General features: G+C 68.9%; 13 protein-coding genes. 3 read left to right on the top strand and 10 right to left on the bottom strand.

What is annotated here, in order from left to right:
* Positions 1 to 5 precede the first annotated feature (5 nt).
* From xerC to AAID08_RS27555, 5 genes are read right to left on the bottom strand one after another with little or no spacing between them, the layout of a single operon-like run.
* Complete coding sequence (gene xerC / locus AAID08_RS27575) at positions 6 to 980, bottom strand: tyrosine recombinase XerC (protein ID WP_175168261.1); 975 nt, start codon at positions 978 to 980, stop codon at positions 6 to 8.
* Between the two features lie 34 nt (positions 981 to 1014).
* Positions 1015 to 1692 carry a DUF484 family protein gene (locus tag AAID08_RS27570; protein ID WP_116793399.1) on the bottom strand — a complete coding sequence of 226 codons (678 nt, stop codon included), beginning with the start codon at positions 1690 to 1692 and terminating at the stop codon, positions 1015 to 1017.
* 4 nt (positions 1693 to 1696) lie between these two features.
* Positions 1697 to 2608, bottom strand: a complete 912-nt coding sequence (gene dapF / locus AAID08_RS27565) for a diaminopimelate epimerase (protein ID WP_116793400.1) — start codon at positions 2606 to 2608, stop codon at positions 1697 to 1699.
* Positions 2609 to 2662: 54 nt separating this feature from the next.
* The gene (locus AAID08_RS27560) at positions 2663 to 3553 is read right to left on the bottom strand and encodes a lysophospholipid acyltransferase family protein (RefSeq protein WP_116793401.1); all 891 of its coding nucleotides are present in this window, start codon (positions 3551 to 3553) and stop codon (positions 2663 to 2665) included.
* Between the two features lie 49 nt (positions 3554 to 3602).
* Positions 3603 to 4469, bottom strand: coding sequence for a lysophospholipid acyltransferase family protein (locus AAID08_RS27555; protein ID WP_054500328.1), 867 nt, complete (start codon positions 4467 to 4469; stop codon positions 3603 to 3605).
* Positions 4470 to 4745: 276 nt separating this feature from the next.
* On the opposite strand from AAID08_RS27555, the gene metK reads away from it, so the two are divergent.
* A complete protein-coding gene (gene metK, locus AAID08_RS27550) occupies positions 4746 to 5909 on the top strand; it encodes a methionine adenosyltransferase (RefSeq protein ID WP_049077057.1) in 1164 nt (387 codons plus the stop codon).
* Positions 5910 to 5974: 65 nt separating this feature from the next.
* On the opposite strand, the gene AAID08_RS27545 is transcribed toward metK, so the two are convergent.
* Positions 5975 to 7402: an amidase gene (locus tag AAID08_RS27545; protein ID WP_054500329.1), complete on the bottom strand. Its 1428-nt coding sequence runs from the start codon at positions 7400 to 7402 to the stop codon at positions 5975 to 5977.
* Between the two features lie 97 nt (positions 7403 to 7499).
* Entirely contained in the window at positions 7500 to 8804 is a 1305-nt protein-coding gene (locus tag AAID08_RS27540) for an MFS transporter (RefSeq protein WP_054501176.1), read from the bottom strand.
* Between the two features lie 111 nt (positions 8805 to 8915).
* Here AAID08_RS27540 and AAID08_RS27535 point away from each other — a divergent pair, with 111 nt between their 5' ends.
* On the top strand, positions 8916 to 9890 hold the full coding sequence (locus AAID08_RS27535; protein ID WP_395757161.1) for an Lrp/AsnC family transcriptional regulator: 975 nt from the start codon (positions 8916 to 8918) through the stop codon (positions 9888 to 9890).
* 54 nt (positions 9891 to 9944) lie between these two features.
* On the opposite strand, the gene AAID08_RS27530 is transcribed toward AAID08_RS27535, so the two are convergent.
* The 3 genes from AAID08_RS27530 to AAID08_RS27520 are packed head-to-tail and all read right to left on the bottom strand — an operon-like array spanning position 9945 to position 14521.
* Positions 9945 to 12434 (bottom strand): ATP-binding cassette domain-containing protein, encoded by a 2490-nt coding sequence (locus AAID08_RS27530; RefSeq protein WP_395757160.1) that lies wholly within the window; start codon positions 12432 to 12434, stop codon positions 9945 to 9947.
* Positions 12434 to 13312 carry a branched-chain amino acid ABC transporter permease gene (locus AAID08_RS27525; protein ID WP_054500332.1) on the bottom strand — a complete coding sequence of 293 codons (879 nt, stop codon included), beginning with the start codon at positions 13310 to 13312 and terminating at the stop codon, positions 12434 to 12436. The genes AAID08_RS27530 and AAID08_RS27525 overlap by 1 nt, the downstream gene beginning before the upstream one ends.
* Before the next feature lie 18 nt (positions 13313 to 13330).
* Positions 13331 to 14521 (bottom strand): ABC transporter substrate-binding protein, encoded by a 1191-nt coding sequence (locus AAID08_RS27520; protein WP_047993169.1) that lies wholly within the window; start codon positions 14519 to 14521, stop codon positions 13331 to 13333.
* Positions 14522 to 14718: 197 nt separating this feature from the next.
* Between AAID08_RS27520 and AAID08_RS27515 the strand changes: the two genes are divergently transcribed.
* Positions 14719 to 15678 carry a polysaccharide deacetylase family protein gene (locus AAID08_RS27515; RefSeq protein ID WP_054500333.1) on the top strand — a complete coding sequence of 320 codons (960 nt, stop codon included), beginning with the start codon at positions 14719 to 14721 and terminating at the stop codon, positions 15676 to 15678.
* Positions 15679 to 15688: the final 10 nt, after the last annotated feature.

Here is a 15688-nt window from a genome sequence, read left to right as displayed (position 1 = left end):
CGCGTTCAGGATTTGCGGCCCGCGCGCGGATGGGCCTGGTCGTAGGCTCGCGCCAGGTGTTGGAAGTCCAGCCGGGTATAGATCTGGGTGGTCGAGATGTTGGCGTGGCCCAGCATTTCCTGCACGGCGCGCAGGTCCTGCGCCGATTGCAGCACGTGGCTGGCGAAGCTGTGGCGCAGCACGTGCGGGTGCACGTGGGTCGGCAGACCGGCGGCCTGCGCGATCCGGGCAAGTTGCAGTTGCACCACGCGCGGCGAAATACGCCGGCCACGGGCGCCAAGGAACAGCGCGGCGGCATCGTCGGCGGATGCGGCCGGCGGCGCCAACTGCCCGCGTACGTCGATCCAGCGCCGCAGCGCCGCCAGGGCGGCCTGGCCCACCGGCACCGAGCGGCGCTTGCCGCCCTTGCCCAGCACGATCACCTCGGCCTCTTCCAGGCTGAGCCAGCCGCGCGATTCATGGTCGGCCGAGCGCGTGTAGCGCAGGTCCAGTCCGACCAGCTCCGACAGGCGCAGGCCGCTGGAATACAGCAGCTCGAACATGGCCTGGTCGCGCAGGTCGGCCGGCTCGGTGGCCACCTTGGCCGGAGCGCGGTCGAGCAAGGCCTGGGTCTGTTCCACCGACAGGGCCTTGGGCAGGCCGCGCGGCGCCTTGGGCGCGCGCACGCCAGCCACCGGGTTGCCGGCCAGGCCGATCGCTGGGGCCCACCATTGATAGAAGCCGCGCCAGGCCGCCAGCGTGCGCGCCAGGCTGCGCGGGCCGCGGCCCTGCGCATGCAGCCGGGCAACGAACTGGCGGATATGGCCATTGCCGAGCTTGTCGAGCGGCAGCTTGGCGCGTTCGGCCAGTTCGATCAGGAAACGCAGCTCGCGCCGGTAGCCGTCCAGCGTGTGGGGCGAATAGCGGCGATTGCTTTCCAGATGGCGCAGCCAGGCGGCCATCGGATCGGGCAGGGGGGCGTCCGGCGCTTGCGTTGGCATGGCGAGTTCCGGGGCCCCTGCCGTCATGGTCGGCTCAGGCCTTGGGCGCGGCCGGGTTCAACCGGTGCAGCGCGGCCGAGGCCAACTGGCCGATGGATTCGAGGAACGCGGTGCCCATCTCGGGAGTGAAGCGTTCGGGGTCGTCGGAACCCAGCACCAGCAGGCCGACGCTGGCGCCGTCGGCTTCCAGGCGTAGCGGCACCAGCGCCAGCGACTTGGGCTTGGCGTCCAGCCAGGCGACCGCCTCGAAGGCCGTGTCGGTGCCGCAATAAGGCGTCTTCAGACTGTCGGTGAAGGTGCGCACGTCCTGGCTGACGGGTTCGCCGTAGCCGGTGTCGGGCAGTTCCGGCAGGTTCCACAGGCGCAACGCCACGTGGTTCAGGTCGAATTGTTCGGCCAGGCCGAGGGCGATCTCGCCAGGCACCAATTGCGGATCCGGTTCGGACAGCAGGCGGCAGCACCACTTGGAGATGTGGCCGCCGATGGTTTCGTTGGCGGTGGCGTTGCGCACCAGCTCGTTCAGGCGCCATTCGAGTTCGCGATTGCGTTCGCGCAGCGTGAGGATCTGGCGCTCGCCCAGCGAGATGGCGCGCGAGCCGTGCGGATGCGGCACCTGCAGCGTGGCGAAGACGTCGGCGTGCTGGTCGAAGAAGCCGGGGTGTTCCTGCAGGAAGGCAGCGATGTCCTGGGCGGTGAAAGCGGTATCGGTCATGGGGTTATCGGTTCAGCGCCATGGAGAAGACGAGCTTGTCGATATCGACCTGGCCCGTGAAGACGGATTCGGCCGGGCCGGTCATGCGCAACTGATCGCCATTCCAGGCGATGGTCAGCACGCCGCCGCGCGTCTGCACGCGCACCGGGGAATCGAGCAGGCCGCGGCGGATGCCGGCCGCCACGGCGGCGCAGGCGCCGGTGCCGCAGGCCAGCGTCTCGCCGGCGCCGCGTTCGTGCACGCGCAGGCGAATGTTGTGGCGATCGACGATCTGCATGAAGCCGGCGTTGACGCGGCGGGCGAAGCGCGGGTGGTTTTCGATCAGCGGACCGACGAGGGCGACGGGCGCGGTGTCGACGTCGTCCACCACCTGCACGGCGTGCGGGTTGGAGATGGCCACGGCCGACAGGGCCACGCTGCGCGGCAGGCCGGCGGGCACGTCGAGTTCCAGCTCCCACAGGGTATCCTGGCCTTCGGTGCGGGAGGCGAGCCCGGAGGTGTCGAACGGCAAGGCGGCCGGGTCGAAGCGGGTGCTGCCCATGTCGACCGTGACCTGCTCGTCGTCGCCCTCGTCCAGCACCAGGATGCCGGTGGCGATCTCTGCGCGCAGCGGGTTGCGGTCGGACAGGCCCTGTTCGTGCACGAAGCGCACGAAGCAGCGGGCGCCGTTGCCGCAGTGTTCGACTTCGCTGCCGTCGGAGTTGAAGATGCGGTAGCGGAAGTCGGCGTCGGGCCGGGTGGCGCGTTCGACCAGCAGGATCTGGTCGGCGCCGATGCCGAAGTGGCGATCGCCCAGCGCGCGGGCGCGCTCGGGCGTCATCTCGATGGCCTGGCGGACCCCGTCCAGGACGACGAAATCGTTGCCCGCGCCATGCATTTTGGTGAAGTTCCAGTTCATGGGGGGATTATCGCCCATTCTGGCCGGGGAAACCGCCTTGGCGCGGCCCCGGGGGGAGATCCTGGATGCGCGTCAGTAGATCTTGGGTTCGCCCGGCGGCCGGGTCTTGAAGCGGCGGTGCACCCAGTAGTATTGGCTGGGGCAGCGGCGCACCCAGGCTTCCAGTTCGCGGTTCAGGCGCGCGGTGGCCTCTTCCAGCGAGTCGTCGCCGGGGAAATTCTCCAGCGGCGGCAGGACTTCCGCGTGATAGCGCCCGTTTTCCGGGTTCCAGAAGTCCAGGATCGGCAATACCGCCGCGTCCCATTTCTTGGCCAGTTGCGCGGTGGCCAGCAGCGTCGCCGCCTGCACGCCGAAAAACGGCGCGAACACCGCGCCCTGGCGGCCGAAGTCCATGTCGGGCAGGTAGTACACCGGCCGCGGCGCGCGCAGGTGGCGGATCAGTTCACGCACGCCATCCTTGCGGCTGACCAGGAACACCTCGTTGAAGCGGGCGCGGCCGGCGGCCACCACCGCGTCGATGTGCGGGTCGCTCTGCGGCGTGTACATGGTGGCCGCGCTCGGCACTTCCATGGTGAGGCGGGTGGCGGCCGCGTCCAGGCCGATGAAGTGCGGCGCCAGCAGGATCACCGCTCGGCCCTGCGCGGTCAGTTCATTGATGCGCTCGGCGCCGCTCTGCGTGACCATGTCCTTGATGGCTTCGGGCGTGCCGTACCACAGCACGCCCCGGTCGACGATGGATTGCGCCAGCGCCCGGAAGTGTTCGCGCACCCAGCGCTCGCGCACTTGCTCGGGTTGCTCGGGAAAGCACAGTTCGAGATTGCGGCGCACGATGCGGGTGCGCGATTTGGCCAGGCGCATGGCCAGCCAGCCGAGCGCGGCGCCGATGCGTAGCCGCGTGGATGGCCGCATGCGGCCGAACCATTTCAGCAGATTGACCAGCGTGCGCGTTTTGGATTCTTTCATGGACAGGTAGGAGCTTTGGACCAGGGCGGCGCAGGGGCGGGCGTCGGCTTCATTGGGGCGCGGGGGCCGCGTCGTCAACGGGGGCGGGCGGGGCGCCGCGCGGGGTCTTGTAGCGGTTGTAGCTCCAGAGATACTGCTGCGGGCAGCGGCGGATCAGGGTTTCCATGGCGGCGTTGAGCAGCGCGGCCTGGGCCTGGGGGTCGGTCGGCAGCGGCTCGGGCACCCGCACATAATGGATGCGCCAGCCGCGGCCGCCCGGCAGTCGTTCGCCGGCGGTGAGGATGATGGGGACGCCGGTCTGGGTGGCCAGCTTGCCGGGCAGGGTCATGGTGTAGGCCATGCGTCCGAAAAATGGCGCCCACACGCCATCGCCGACGCCCGGGGCCTGGTCGGGGAGCATGCCGACCGACTCGCCGCGCCGCAGGGCCCGCACGAATTCCCGCACGCCCTGCATGGTGGCCGGCACGGCGTTGACCGCGGACCCGTTGCGCGCGGTTTCCAGCAGCGGCGCCAGGATGTCCTTGCGCGGCGGACGGAACATCACCGTCATGGGCATCAGGCGCGCCAGGTAGCGGGCGGTGATCTCGAAACAGCCCAGGTGGGGGGTCAGGAACAGGATGCCGCGGTTTTCGGCGCGGGCCGCGTCCACCACGGCGTTGTCGTCGGACACGACCTTGGCCAGGCTTTGTTCATTGCGGAACCAGACCCGCGGCATTTCCAGGATCATGGCGCCGGCCTCGCCGGCCGCGCGCCGGGCGAAGGCCGCGTCGGGGTAGCCGGCCTGCGTCGCGTTGGCCCGCAGGCGGCGCCGGTACTTGCCGGGAAACGCATACGCGATGCGCCCGAGCAGGCGCCCCAGCGCGTGCGCGGCGGGCAAGGGCAGGGAAGCGAACAGGCGAAACAGGACGAGCAGCATGCGGCAAATGAGTGATTACGGGCATGGTGGTGCCGGTACTCGGGTGAAAGACCCCACCCGCGGCACAAGCATAAGAACCGCATTTTCGCTTAAAATCGGTCAGTCGCCGAGTTAACCGACAACTTGCGGGGCGACGGCAGGATCCCGGCGCGTCATGCGTCGCTTGCCAAATCCGCTAAAGCGTCGCGCCCAGATCAGCGTATTCCATGCAGTCCGGGGTGCAACGCGCCTCGTGAACCTATGCTCCGGCTGTACCGGACATCAAAGGACGCATCTGTGGCCAACAACGACTTTCTCTTCACCTCCGAATCCGTTTCCGAAGGCCATCCCGACAAGGTAGCCGACCAGGTTTCCGACGCGATTCTGGACGCCATCTTCACCCAGGACCCCAACGCCCGCGTGGCGGCGGAAACCCTGTGCAACACCGGCCTGGTCGTGCTGGCAGGTGAAATCACCACCACCGCCAACGTCGATTACATCCAGGTCGCGCGCGACACGATCCGCCGCATCGGCTACGACAACACCGAGTACGGCATCGACTACAAGGGTTGCGCGGTGCTGGTCGCCTACGACAAGCAGTCGCCCGACATCGCCCAGGGCGTGGACCGCAGCTCGGAAGACTATCTGAACCAGGGCGCGGGCGACCAGGGCCTGATGTTCGGCTATGCCTGCGACGAAACGCCCGATCTGATGCCGGCCCCGATCTGGTACGCGCACCGCCTGGTGCAGCGCCAGAGCGAACTGCGCAAGGACGGCCGCCTGCCATGGCTGCGCCCCGACGCCAAGTCGCAAGTCACCTTCCGCTATATCGACGGCCGCCCGGCGGAAGTCGACACGGTGGTGCTGTCGACCCAGCACGCGCCGGACGTCACGCAAGAGACGATCCGCGAAGCGGTCATCGAAGACATCATCAAGCCCAGCTTCCCCGAAGGCCTGATCACGCCCAAGACCAAGTTCCTGGTCAACCCGACCGGCCGCTTCGTCATCGGCGGTCCGCAAGGTGACTGCGGCCTGACCGGCCGCAAGATCATCGTCGACACCTACGGCGGCGCTTGCCCGCACGGTGGCGGCGCGTTCTCGGGCAAGGATCCGTCCAAGGTCGACCGTTCGGCCGCCTACGCTGCCCGCTACGTGGCCAAGAACATCGTGGCCGCCGGCCTGGCGCGCCAGTGCCAGGTGCAGGTCAGCTACGCCATCGGTGTGGCCGAGCCCATCAACATCACCGTCTACACCGAAGGCACCGGCGTCATTCCCGACGACCAGATCGCCAAGCTGGTGCGCGAGCACTTCGACCTGCGTCCGAAGGGCATCGTCAACATGCTGGACCTGCTGCGCCCGATCTACACCAAGACCGCCGCGTATGGCCACTTCGGCCGTTCCGAGCCGGAGTTCTCGTGGGAGGCCACGGACAAGGTCCAGGCCCTGAAGAAGTCGGCCTGATCCTCCCCGCCTGGCAAGACGCCCCTGCATGCAGAGGCGTTTTCTTTTGGACGGCGCTGGCCGGGTCAGAGGTCCCAGGCCGAGAGGTCGGGGGTGCGCATGACTGGCGCCAGGATGCGTTCCAGCGCCGCGGCGCAGTCCAATAGCGCGGCATCGGCGCCGGCGGGCGCCAGCAATTGCACCGCCATCGGCATGCCGTCGGCGTCGAACCCGGCCGGCAGCGCGATGGCCGCCGCGCCCAGGAAGTTGGCGGGACGCAACAGTCTGCCCAGGCCTGCGTGGCGCACGTCGGCAGCGTCCAAGGCCTGTGCGGCCTGGTCGCAGGCCGGCATCAGCAAGGCGTCGATCCCCTGCATGGCGGCGGCGAACGTGGCCATGTCGGCCTGCCGCCGTTGCAGCGCGGCAGCGTAGTCGGCCGGCGCGATGCGGCCGCCGGCGGCGATGCGCGCGCGCACGACTTCCCAGAGCGGCTGCGCCGGGTCCTCGGCCAGGTGGCCGAAATGGCGGTAGGCCTCGTAGGCCAGCACCAGCGAGTTGTCGTCCGCCATGCGCGCGAACGACAGCGACGCCGGCGGATGCCAGGTCGAGGGCGTGACGCCGGCCTGGTCCAGCCGTTCCTGCGCCTCGTGCCAGATCCGCAGGCCCTCGTCGGCCAATGCCGCGGGCCAGGCCTGAGGCGCCAGCACCGCGATGGCGCCGCCGCGGCGCGGAGCCGGGCGTCGCAGCGCGGCGATGCTCGCGGCGGAGACGTCCAGCGTGGCGACATCGTCGATATCCGGACCGGCCAGCACCTGCGTCAACAGGCGTGCATCGGCCACGCTGCGGGCGATGGGGCCCAGCACATCCAGAGTCTCGGACAGCGGCAGGCAGCCGGCGCGGCTGATGAGGCCCGAGGACGGCTTGTAGCCAACCACCCCGTTGAGCGCCGCGGGGGCGCGCACCGAGCCGCCCGTGTCGCCGCCCAGCGCCAGCGGGGCCAGGCCGGCCGCCACCGCGACGCCGGCGCCGCTGGACGAGCCGCCCGGCGCGCGCGGAGTGGCCGCGTCCCAGGGATTGCGGGCGGTGCCCTGGGTCGGGTTCTGGCCCGACAGGCCGAACGCGAATTCAGTCATGCGGGTCTTGCCCAGGACCACCATGCCGTGCGCCGCCAGGCCGCGCACGGCGGTGGCGGTTTCATCGCTGACCACGCCGCGGCGGGTCTGCGAGCCGCCGCTGGCGGTGGTGCCGGCCCATTGCACGCTGTCCTTCACCGCCACCGGCACGCCGTGCAGCGGGCCCATCGAAATGCCGGCCGCCAGCAGGCGATCGGCGGCGTCGGCCTGGGCCAATGCGCGTTCAGCCGTCACCTCGCTGTACGCGGCCAAGTCGGCCGCGCGGGCAATGCGATCCAGGAAATGGGTGGTGACCTGGCGCGAACTCAGTTCTCCCGCGCGGATGGCGCGGGCGAGTTCGCGGGCTTCTCGGAAATGCAGGGCGGTGTCTTGGGTTGGCATGGCTCTCACGAAAAAGGAAAAGCTTTCCGGTCCTGGCGGAGCCGGAAAGCGTTGAGATCGGGCGTCAGCGCCTGGGACGGTCTTATTTCAGCCGGTCTTACTTGAGCGATTGGCCCCGGGTCTCGGGCATGCGGATGAAGGTGATCAGCGTGATGACGGCGCCGGCCAGCACGTAATAGAAGAACCAGCGCTCCATGCCCTTGCTTTGCAGCCAGGTCAGCAGGTAGGGCGTGGTGCCGCCCAGCAGCGCCACGACCAGGTTGTACGGCGTGCCGATACCGACGGCGCGCACGCTGGTGGGAAACTGCTCGGACATGATGGCCGGCGCGATCGACGTGTACATGGCATACAGCACCAGGCCGAACAGCTCCACGGCAAGAATCGAGCCGAATGACGGACCCAGCGTGGTCATGAGCGGGTAGAAGAACACCAGGTAGCCGGCGGCGAAGAAGATCAGCTGCGGCTTGCGGCCGATGCGGTCCGAGAGCATGCCGAACACGGGCTGCACCAGCATGAAGACGATCAGCGCGACGGTGTTGGCGGCGAACGCCACCTGCGGATCGGCCTTGACCTGGCGGATGGCGTAGGTCGGCACATACGCCACGAAGATATAGAAGGCAAACGTCGTCAGGATCGAGAAGCCGACGATGCGCAGCACCTCACGCGGGTGCTCGCGCAGCAGGGTGCGCAGCGGCTGTTTTTCGACGCCGGCTTTCTTGGCGTGCGAGAACGCCTCGGTTTCGGGGACCGCGCGGCGGATCCACATGCCGGCCAGGCCGCCCAGCGCGCCCAGGAAGAACGGAATGCGCCAGCCCCAGTCGGCCATCTCGGCCTTGGTCAGGGTCGAAGTCAGCAGCCAGCCCACCGCCGACGCGGCCAGGATGCCCACGGCTGCGCTGAAGAACACGAAGCTGGAGTAAAAGCCGCGCTTGTTGGGCGGCGCCATTTCCGCCAGGAAGGTCGTGGCCGAGGCATACTCTCCGCCCAGCGACAGGCCTTGCAGCAGGCGCGCGGCGGTCAGCAGCAGCGGGGCGGCCAGGCCGATGGTGGCATAGGTCGGGGTGATGGCGATGATCAGCGAACCGCCGGCCATCATCAGGATGGTCAGGCCCAGGGCGGCCTTGCGGCCGTAGCGGTCGGAGAAGATGCCAAGCACCCAGCCGCCGACCGGGCGCATGAAGAAGCCGACGGCGAAAATGCCGAAGGTCGCCAGCAGCGCGGCGGTCTCGTTGCCCTCGGGGAAGAACTGCTTGGAGAAGAAGATGGCGAATGACGCATAGATGGTCCAGTCGAACCATTCCACCGCATTGCCTACACTACCGGCCAGAATCGTGCGGGCGCGCGACACGGGCGCGGCGTTTGCCCCCTGCGAGGCGCGCAGGGTGGCGGAAGGGGTGCTCATAACGTCCTCGATTTTATTTTTGGTCAAATAGACCGTTTAATTTTGTGTTTTTATCAATGCGCGAACGTTAGATTAATGAATATAGTCACGTCAAGTAAGGGTAAGCCCCTAATGCCGGCGCTCGATGACACCGATCTGGCCTGCCTGATCGCCCTGCAGGCCGATCCGCGCGCCTCCTGGCGCGAGCTGGGCGCGGCCACCGGCATCGCCGAGCGCACGGTGGCGCGTCGCATCAAACGGCTGATGGATGCCGACGCCCTGCGCGTCATTGCGGAGGCCGACCCGCTGGCCACGGGCCGCGGCGTGGTGTTGCACGCCTGGGTGCGCTGCCGTTCTGGGCGCGTGGCCGAAGCGGCCGAGGCCCTGGCGAGTCTCGGCATTACCCAGTTGGTCGTGACGCTGGCCGGCACGGCCGACCTGATGGCGGAACTGACGCTGCCGGACGCGGCCGACATGCCCGACGTGGTGACGCGCGTGCTGCCGTCCATCGACGGGGTCAAGCACGTGGAGGCACGGTTGGTGCTGCGGCCATTTCGCCGCGCCGGCCAGTGGCGCATCCGGGCTGGCGATGCCGCCGCCGAGGGGCCGGAGTCCGCGATGGCGCAGCCGCCGGCGGCGTTGACCGAATCTGAACAGCGCATCGTCGCCCACCTGATGCGCGACGGCCGCGCCAGCCTGGCTGAGTTGTCGGCCCATGCCGACGTCAGCGAGCCCACCGCCCAGCGCCTGTTGCAGCACTTGGTCGAGCGGCGTGCGCTGAGCTTCCGCGTGGAGGTCGAACCGGCCCTGGTGGGCTTTCCGGTGGAGGCGGTGATCTCCGTGCAGGTGCGGCCGCAGGCGGTCGATGCCCTGGCCGCGCACCTGGCGTTGGACCCGAACACGCGCTGCCTGTTCGGCACCAGCGGCGCTTCGCAACTGTTCTGGCATGTGCTGTGCCGCGACAGCCTGAACTTGTGGGACGTGGTCACGCGCAGGCTTGGCGAACTCGATGGCGTGCTGGCCAGCGAAGTGGGCGTGGTGATGCGCGCCTACAAGCGCTGCGGCATCGTGCGCGAGGGCGCGCGGCTGGGCGGCGAGTCCGCCTGAGCGTTCTGGCGCGGAGCCTGGCGCGCCCGCGCCGCGCCAGGCTCCGGTCGATTCTCACGCGCCGAGGTAGGCGCGCGCCAGCGCTCCATCGGCGGCGATTTCCCGCGCCGTGCCGTGCGCCGCCACGCGGCCGGACTCCAGCACGTAGGCGCGGTCGGCCAGCGACAGCGCCAGCGCGGCCATCTGGTCCACCAGCAGGATCGTCATCGATTCCGCCCGCAGCCTGTCCAGCGCCTCGAACAATTCGTCGATGATCTTCGGCGCCAGGCCCAGGGACGGCTCGTCCAGCAACAGGATCACCGGCTTGGACATCAGCCCGCGCGCGATCGCCAGCATCTGCTGTTCGCCGCCGGATAGCAGGCCGGCCCGCTGGTGCAGCCGCTCGCGCAGGCGTGGAAAGCGCGTCAGCATCTCTTCTACGCGCGCTTCGCGATCGGCTGGATGCAGGAAGGCGCCCAGCCGGATGTTGTCGAGCACGCTCAGGTCCGGGAACACCTGCCGCCCCTCGGGCACCAGGACCAGACCTCGCGCCACGATGCGGTCCGCGCTCAGCCCCTGCAATTCCTGCCCTTGCAGGTGCATGCCGCCCTGGACGGGCCGGTGCAGCCCGGCCAGCGTGCGCATCAGCGTCGACTTGCCGGCGCCGTTGGCGCCCAGCAGCGCGACCATTTCGCCCTCGCGGACCTGCAGGTCGATGCCATGCAGCACCGGGTTGGCGCCGTAGCCGGTGGTCAGGCTGCCTACGCCCAGCACTTCCGGCGCGACGCCGCCAGTCGCCGGACGCGCACGCGCCGTGGGCGCCTGGCGCGCCGCATCGTCGCCCAGGTAGGCTTGCCGCACGGCTTCGGACTGCTGGATCTCGCCGGTGGATCCCTGCGCCAACTCGCGCCCCGCGTCGATGGCGACAACGTGATCCGAGACGCCCATCACCAATGCCATGTCGTGCTCGACCAGCAGTACGCCGGCGCCGGCCTCGGCAATGCGCCGCAGCAGGGCGGCCAGTCGTGTCTTGTCCTCGCGGGACAGGCCCGCCGCGGGCTCGTCCATCAACAGGACGTCGGCGTCGGTGGCCAGCGCGCGGGCAATCTCCACCAGCCTGCGATCCACGTGCGCAAGATCGGCGGCCGGCGTGTCCAGGTCGCCTTCATATCCGCAAAAGGCCAGGAGGGCGCGGGCCCGCTCGCGCGCATCGGACGACAGATAACGGCGTGCGGCCAGCAGGCCGCCCAGCCGGCCGCGCAACAAGCCCAGTGCGACGTTGTCCTCGACACTCAAAGTGTCGAACAACTGCGAGGTCTGATAGGTGCGCGCGATGCCCTCGCGCGCCACGCGGTGGGCCGGCAGGCCGGCCAGTGGCGCGGTGCCCAGCGCGACGTTGCCGCTGGTGGGCTGGTAATAGCCGCTGAGCATGTTGATGACGGTGGACTTGCCCGCGCCGTTGGGGCCGATCAACGCAGTGATGGCGGCGGGCGCGACGTGAAACGATACGCCCTGCACCGCGCGCACCCCGCCGAACGTCATGGTCAGCGTGTCGGCGCGCAGGGCGCGGCGGGCCCGGCCATTGGCGGCCAGGCCGCCCTGGCGTGGGGCCAGACGCGGTGTCAGGCCGCGTCGCCGCCAGCGGGCCAGCAGTCCCGCCGCGCCTTCGGGCGCCGCCCACAGCACCACGAGCAGGAAGGCGCCGAAGAACAACAGGCGATATTCCTCCAGGCTCGACAGCAGTTCGGGCAGCAGTCCGACCACCACCGCGCCCAGCAGGGGCCCCGCCAGCGAACCGGCGCCGCCGATGGTGACGGCCAGCACGAACAGGATCGACTGCATGAAGTTGAAGTTGTGCGGCGTGATCATGCCGGCCTGCGGCGCATACAGGCCTCCCGCCAGGCCGACCACGGCCGCCGACACCATGAAGGCCACGGCCTTCACCACCAGCGGGTTGATGCCGATGGATTCACTGGCCGTTTCACTGTCCTTGACCGCGCGCATGGCCGCGCCCCAACTGCCGCGCGCCAGCAGCGCATAACCGGCCAGCGCGGCGAACACCGTCACGATCGCGAGCATTGCCACCCCGCGGTCTCCGCCCAGCGCGCCGAGCGCGGGCTGGGCAATGCCCATCAACCCGTTCTGGCCGCCGGTGAGATCGCCGCCCTCCACCAGGGTGTGTTCCACGATGAAGCCGAAGGCGATCGTGATCATCGCCAGGTAGGGCCCTTGGACTCGCAGCGCCGGGAGCGCCAGCAGCAGCCCGAACACCCCCGCCACCGCCGCGGCAACGGGCCATGCCAGCCAGAAATTCCAGCCCGCCTGGCTGGTGAGGATTGCCACCGTGTACGCCCCGATGGCGTAGAACGCGGCATGGCCGAACGACATCTGGCCGGTCAGGCCCAGCAGCACGTTCAGGCCGATGCCGGCAAGCGCCAGCAAGGCCACGTTGCCGATCACGAAAACGTAATAGCCGTTGACGCTGGCCGCCAGGGCCAGGCTGACGACCGCCAGCAGGGCGTAGGCGGCCAGCGCCGGCCAAGAGAATGCAGATTGCCGGGCCATCAGACTTTCCTCACGGCCGCGCGGCCGAACAATCCGTTGGGCCGCATGGCCAGGATGGCGATGACCAGCGCAAAGCTGATGATCTGGGTATAGCCGGAACCCAGGGCGACGGTGATCAACCCTTCGGCCACGCCGAACAGCAGGCCGGCGAGCATGACGCCCCAGGCGCTGGTGATGCCGCCCAGGATGGCGACCACGAAGGCCTTCAGTCCGAACAGGGTGCCCATGTCGGCCTGCACGTTGAACAGCGGCGCGACCAGCGCGCCGGCCACGCCCGCGAACAGCGTCGAGACGGCAAAGGCGGCCATGATGGCGCGCCGCACCGGGATGCCCATCAGCCGCGCGGCGTTGGGATTCTGTACCACGGCCAACAGTGCCACGCCCCAGCGCGTGCGTCGCGACAAGGCGTGCAGGGCGGCGGCCAATGCCAGTCCGACCAGCGGGATCAGCAGTTGCAGCGGATACACGCCCAACCCCAGGCCGCCGATTTCCAGCGGCGCTTGCGCCAGCGGAGACGGCAGGCTGCGCGGCTCCTTGCCGAAGGTGAACATCACCAGGTTGTCCAGCACGATGCCCAAGGCCACCGTCGACATGAGCCAGGCGTTCGAGCCGCGGCTGGCAAACGGTCGGACCGCCAGCCGCTCGACCACCAGGCCATACAACGCACACAAGGCCAGCGCCAGCGGCAAGGCGGCAAGCAGCGGCCAGCCCAGCGTCTGCGCAAAGGTAAAGGTCAGCACCGCGCCCAGCATCATGGAGCTGCCCTGGGCGAAGTTGACCGTGCCGGATACGGCGTAGGTCAGGTAGAAGCCCAGGGCCATCAGCCCATACATGCTACCCAGGCCCAGGCCGCTGACGATGGCGGACATCCACAGCATGCGTCTCTCCCCTCGCGCTTACTGCGCGCCCTTGACGGGCAGGATGCGGTTGTCGACGAAGTGCGTCCACACGTAGTCGTCTTCGCGCAGGGCGTCGTGCGAGGCCGGCGTGAAGGGCTGCTCGTAGGTCTTGATCAGGCCTTCATACTTGCCGATCTTGTAGAAGCCCTGGCGCACCGCATCGCCGTCGGTGGAACCGGCCTGCGCGATCGCCAGCGCCGCCAGTTGCATGCCGTCGTAGGCATTGGCCACGCCCACGGCCGGGGTGATGTCCTGCGGGCCCTTGATGTCGGAATACTTGGCCTTGAGCGCCTGCATCACTTTCTCGCCCACCGGGCCCTGTTTGCCGAAGAAGCTGTAGGTCTGCACGAAGTGCACGTTCTTGGCGTTGGGGCCGGCCAATTCGGTGAAGCGGCCGCCGGCCGGGCCCCAGTGCGACACCACCGGCACCTTCCAGCCCATGCGGTCCAGCGACTTCACCACCTGCGCCGAGGGCCCGACGTTGCCCACCAGGAACAGCGTGTCGGCGCCGGCCGCCTTCAGGCGGCTCAGTTGCGGCGTGACGTCGAGGTCGGCGGGCTGGAATTTCTCGACGCCGGCCGGCGTGATCTTGGCGGCGGCGAGCGCGGCGTCCAGCCCCTTTTCATTCGATTCGCCCCAGGGGTTGTTCACCAGGATCATGCCCGGCTTGGCGCTCTGGAACGTCTTGCGGGCGTACTGCACCATGGCGCTGTCGACGATCTCGTCCATTGCCGAGACGCGGAACACGAAGTTGGGGTTGCCCTTGTTGTGCGTGATCGCGGTGCCGGCGGCCCAAGGGCCCATGAATGGCACCTTCTCCTGGTTGACGATGGGCACGATCGCCATCGACACCGGGGTATCCAGGCCGCCGAACAGCACGGCAACCTTTTCCTTGTAGATCAGCTCGCGCGCGGCGGCCATGCCCTTGGCGGGGTTGCCTTCGTCGTCGCGCCGCACCAGCACCACCTGGCGCCCGCCCAGCAGGCCGCCCTTGGCGTTGATCTCGTCGATGGCGATGGTCATGCCGCGCGTCAAGGCTTCGCCGGCACGCGCCGATTCACCCGACAGGGCGGTGATTAGGCCGATCTTGATGGGGTCGGCGGCCAGCGCGGGTTGCGCGGCCAGGCCGGCCGCGAACAGGGCGGCGGCAGTGGCGCGGAGCATGAAGGAACGGCGGGTCGGGCGCATCGGGGCACTCCTGGAAAAGTGGAATGGATCTTGCATGGGAGAGGTGCTGCTGCCGTTCCCGATGCAAGATCCATGCCACCCGCGCTTCGGTGGCGTGCCCCAGGGGGAAAACGGTGGTTTGTCGACGTTGGATCCTGTTTTTGTTTTCAAAAGAACAGGGTTTTTGTTCACAATCATGCATCAGGATTTGCACCAAAATGAATCCATCCCTGCTTCAAGGCACTAATACGGGGCCTGCCGCGCCCTGGTCCCCCGCGCCGCTGGCCGGCCACGACCGTTTCGCCTACCAGCCCATCACCGGCCGCGCGGACTACGCCTGGCCCAACGGCGCGCGGCTGGCCGTTTACCTGGGGTTCAACATCGAGCATTTCGCCTTCGGCGAGGGGCTGGGCGCCGAGCTGGGGCCGGCCTCGCCGCATCCGGATGTGCTCAATTACGCCTGGCGCGAGTACGGCAACCGGGTGGGCGCCTGGCGCTGCCTGGAACTGTTCGACGCGTTGGGACTGCCAGCAGGGGCGCTGATCAACACCGCGCTGTATGACCATTGTCCTGAGCTGGTGGATGCCTGCCTGGCGCGCGGCGACGAGCTGATCGGCCACGGCTACAGCAACGCGCATCGCCAGGGGGGGCTGGGCGAAACCGAGGAACGGGCGTTGCTGGAACACTGCCGCGATCGCATCGGCCGCCACGCCGGCAGCGCCCCGGCCGGCTGGCTGTCGCCGTGGATTTCGGAAAGCCGCGCCACCCCGGACCTGCTGGCCGAGACCGGCTACCGCTACACCTTGAACTGGTGCCACGACGACCAGCCCACGCGCATGCGCACGCGCGCCGGCGATCTGTGGGCGATTCCCTACCCGCAGGAGCTGAACGACATCCCCATGATCATGGGCCGCAAGATGGACGCGCGCGATTTTGCCGATATGATTCTCGACCAGTTCGAGGAAATGCGGCTCCAGGCGCAGCGCCAGCCCCTGGTGATGGGCATCGCGCTGCATCCGTATATCGTGGGGCAGCCCTACCGCCTGCGGCACCTGCGCCGGGCGCTGGCCCCGCTGGCGGCCGCGCGCGACCGGGGCGAGATCTGGTTCGCCACGCCGGGCCAGATCTGCGCGCACGTCGATGGGCTGCCACCGGCGCCCGGACTATCTTCCCGTTGATCGACCCTTT

This window comes from Achromobacter sp. EB05 (assembly GCF_044232075.1).
GTDB lineage: Bacteria > Pseudomonadota > Gammaproteobacteria > Burkholderiales > Burkholderiaceae_B > Achromobacter > Achromobacter dolens.
The sequence above is the reverse complement of the archived record's forward strand: the minus strand, read 5'-3'. Positions and strand labels throughout refer to the sequence as shown.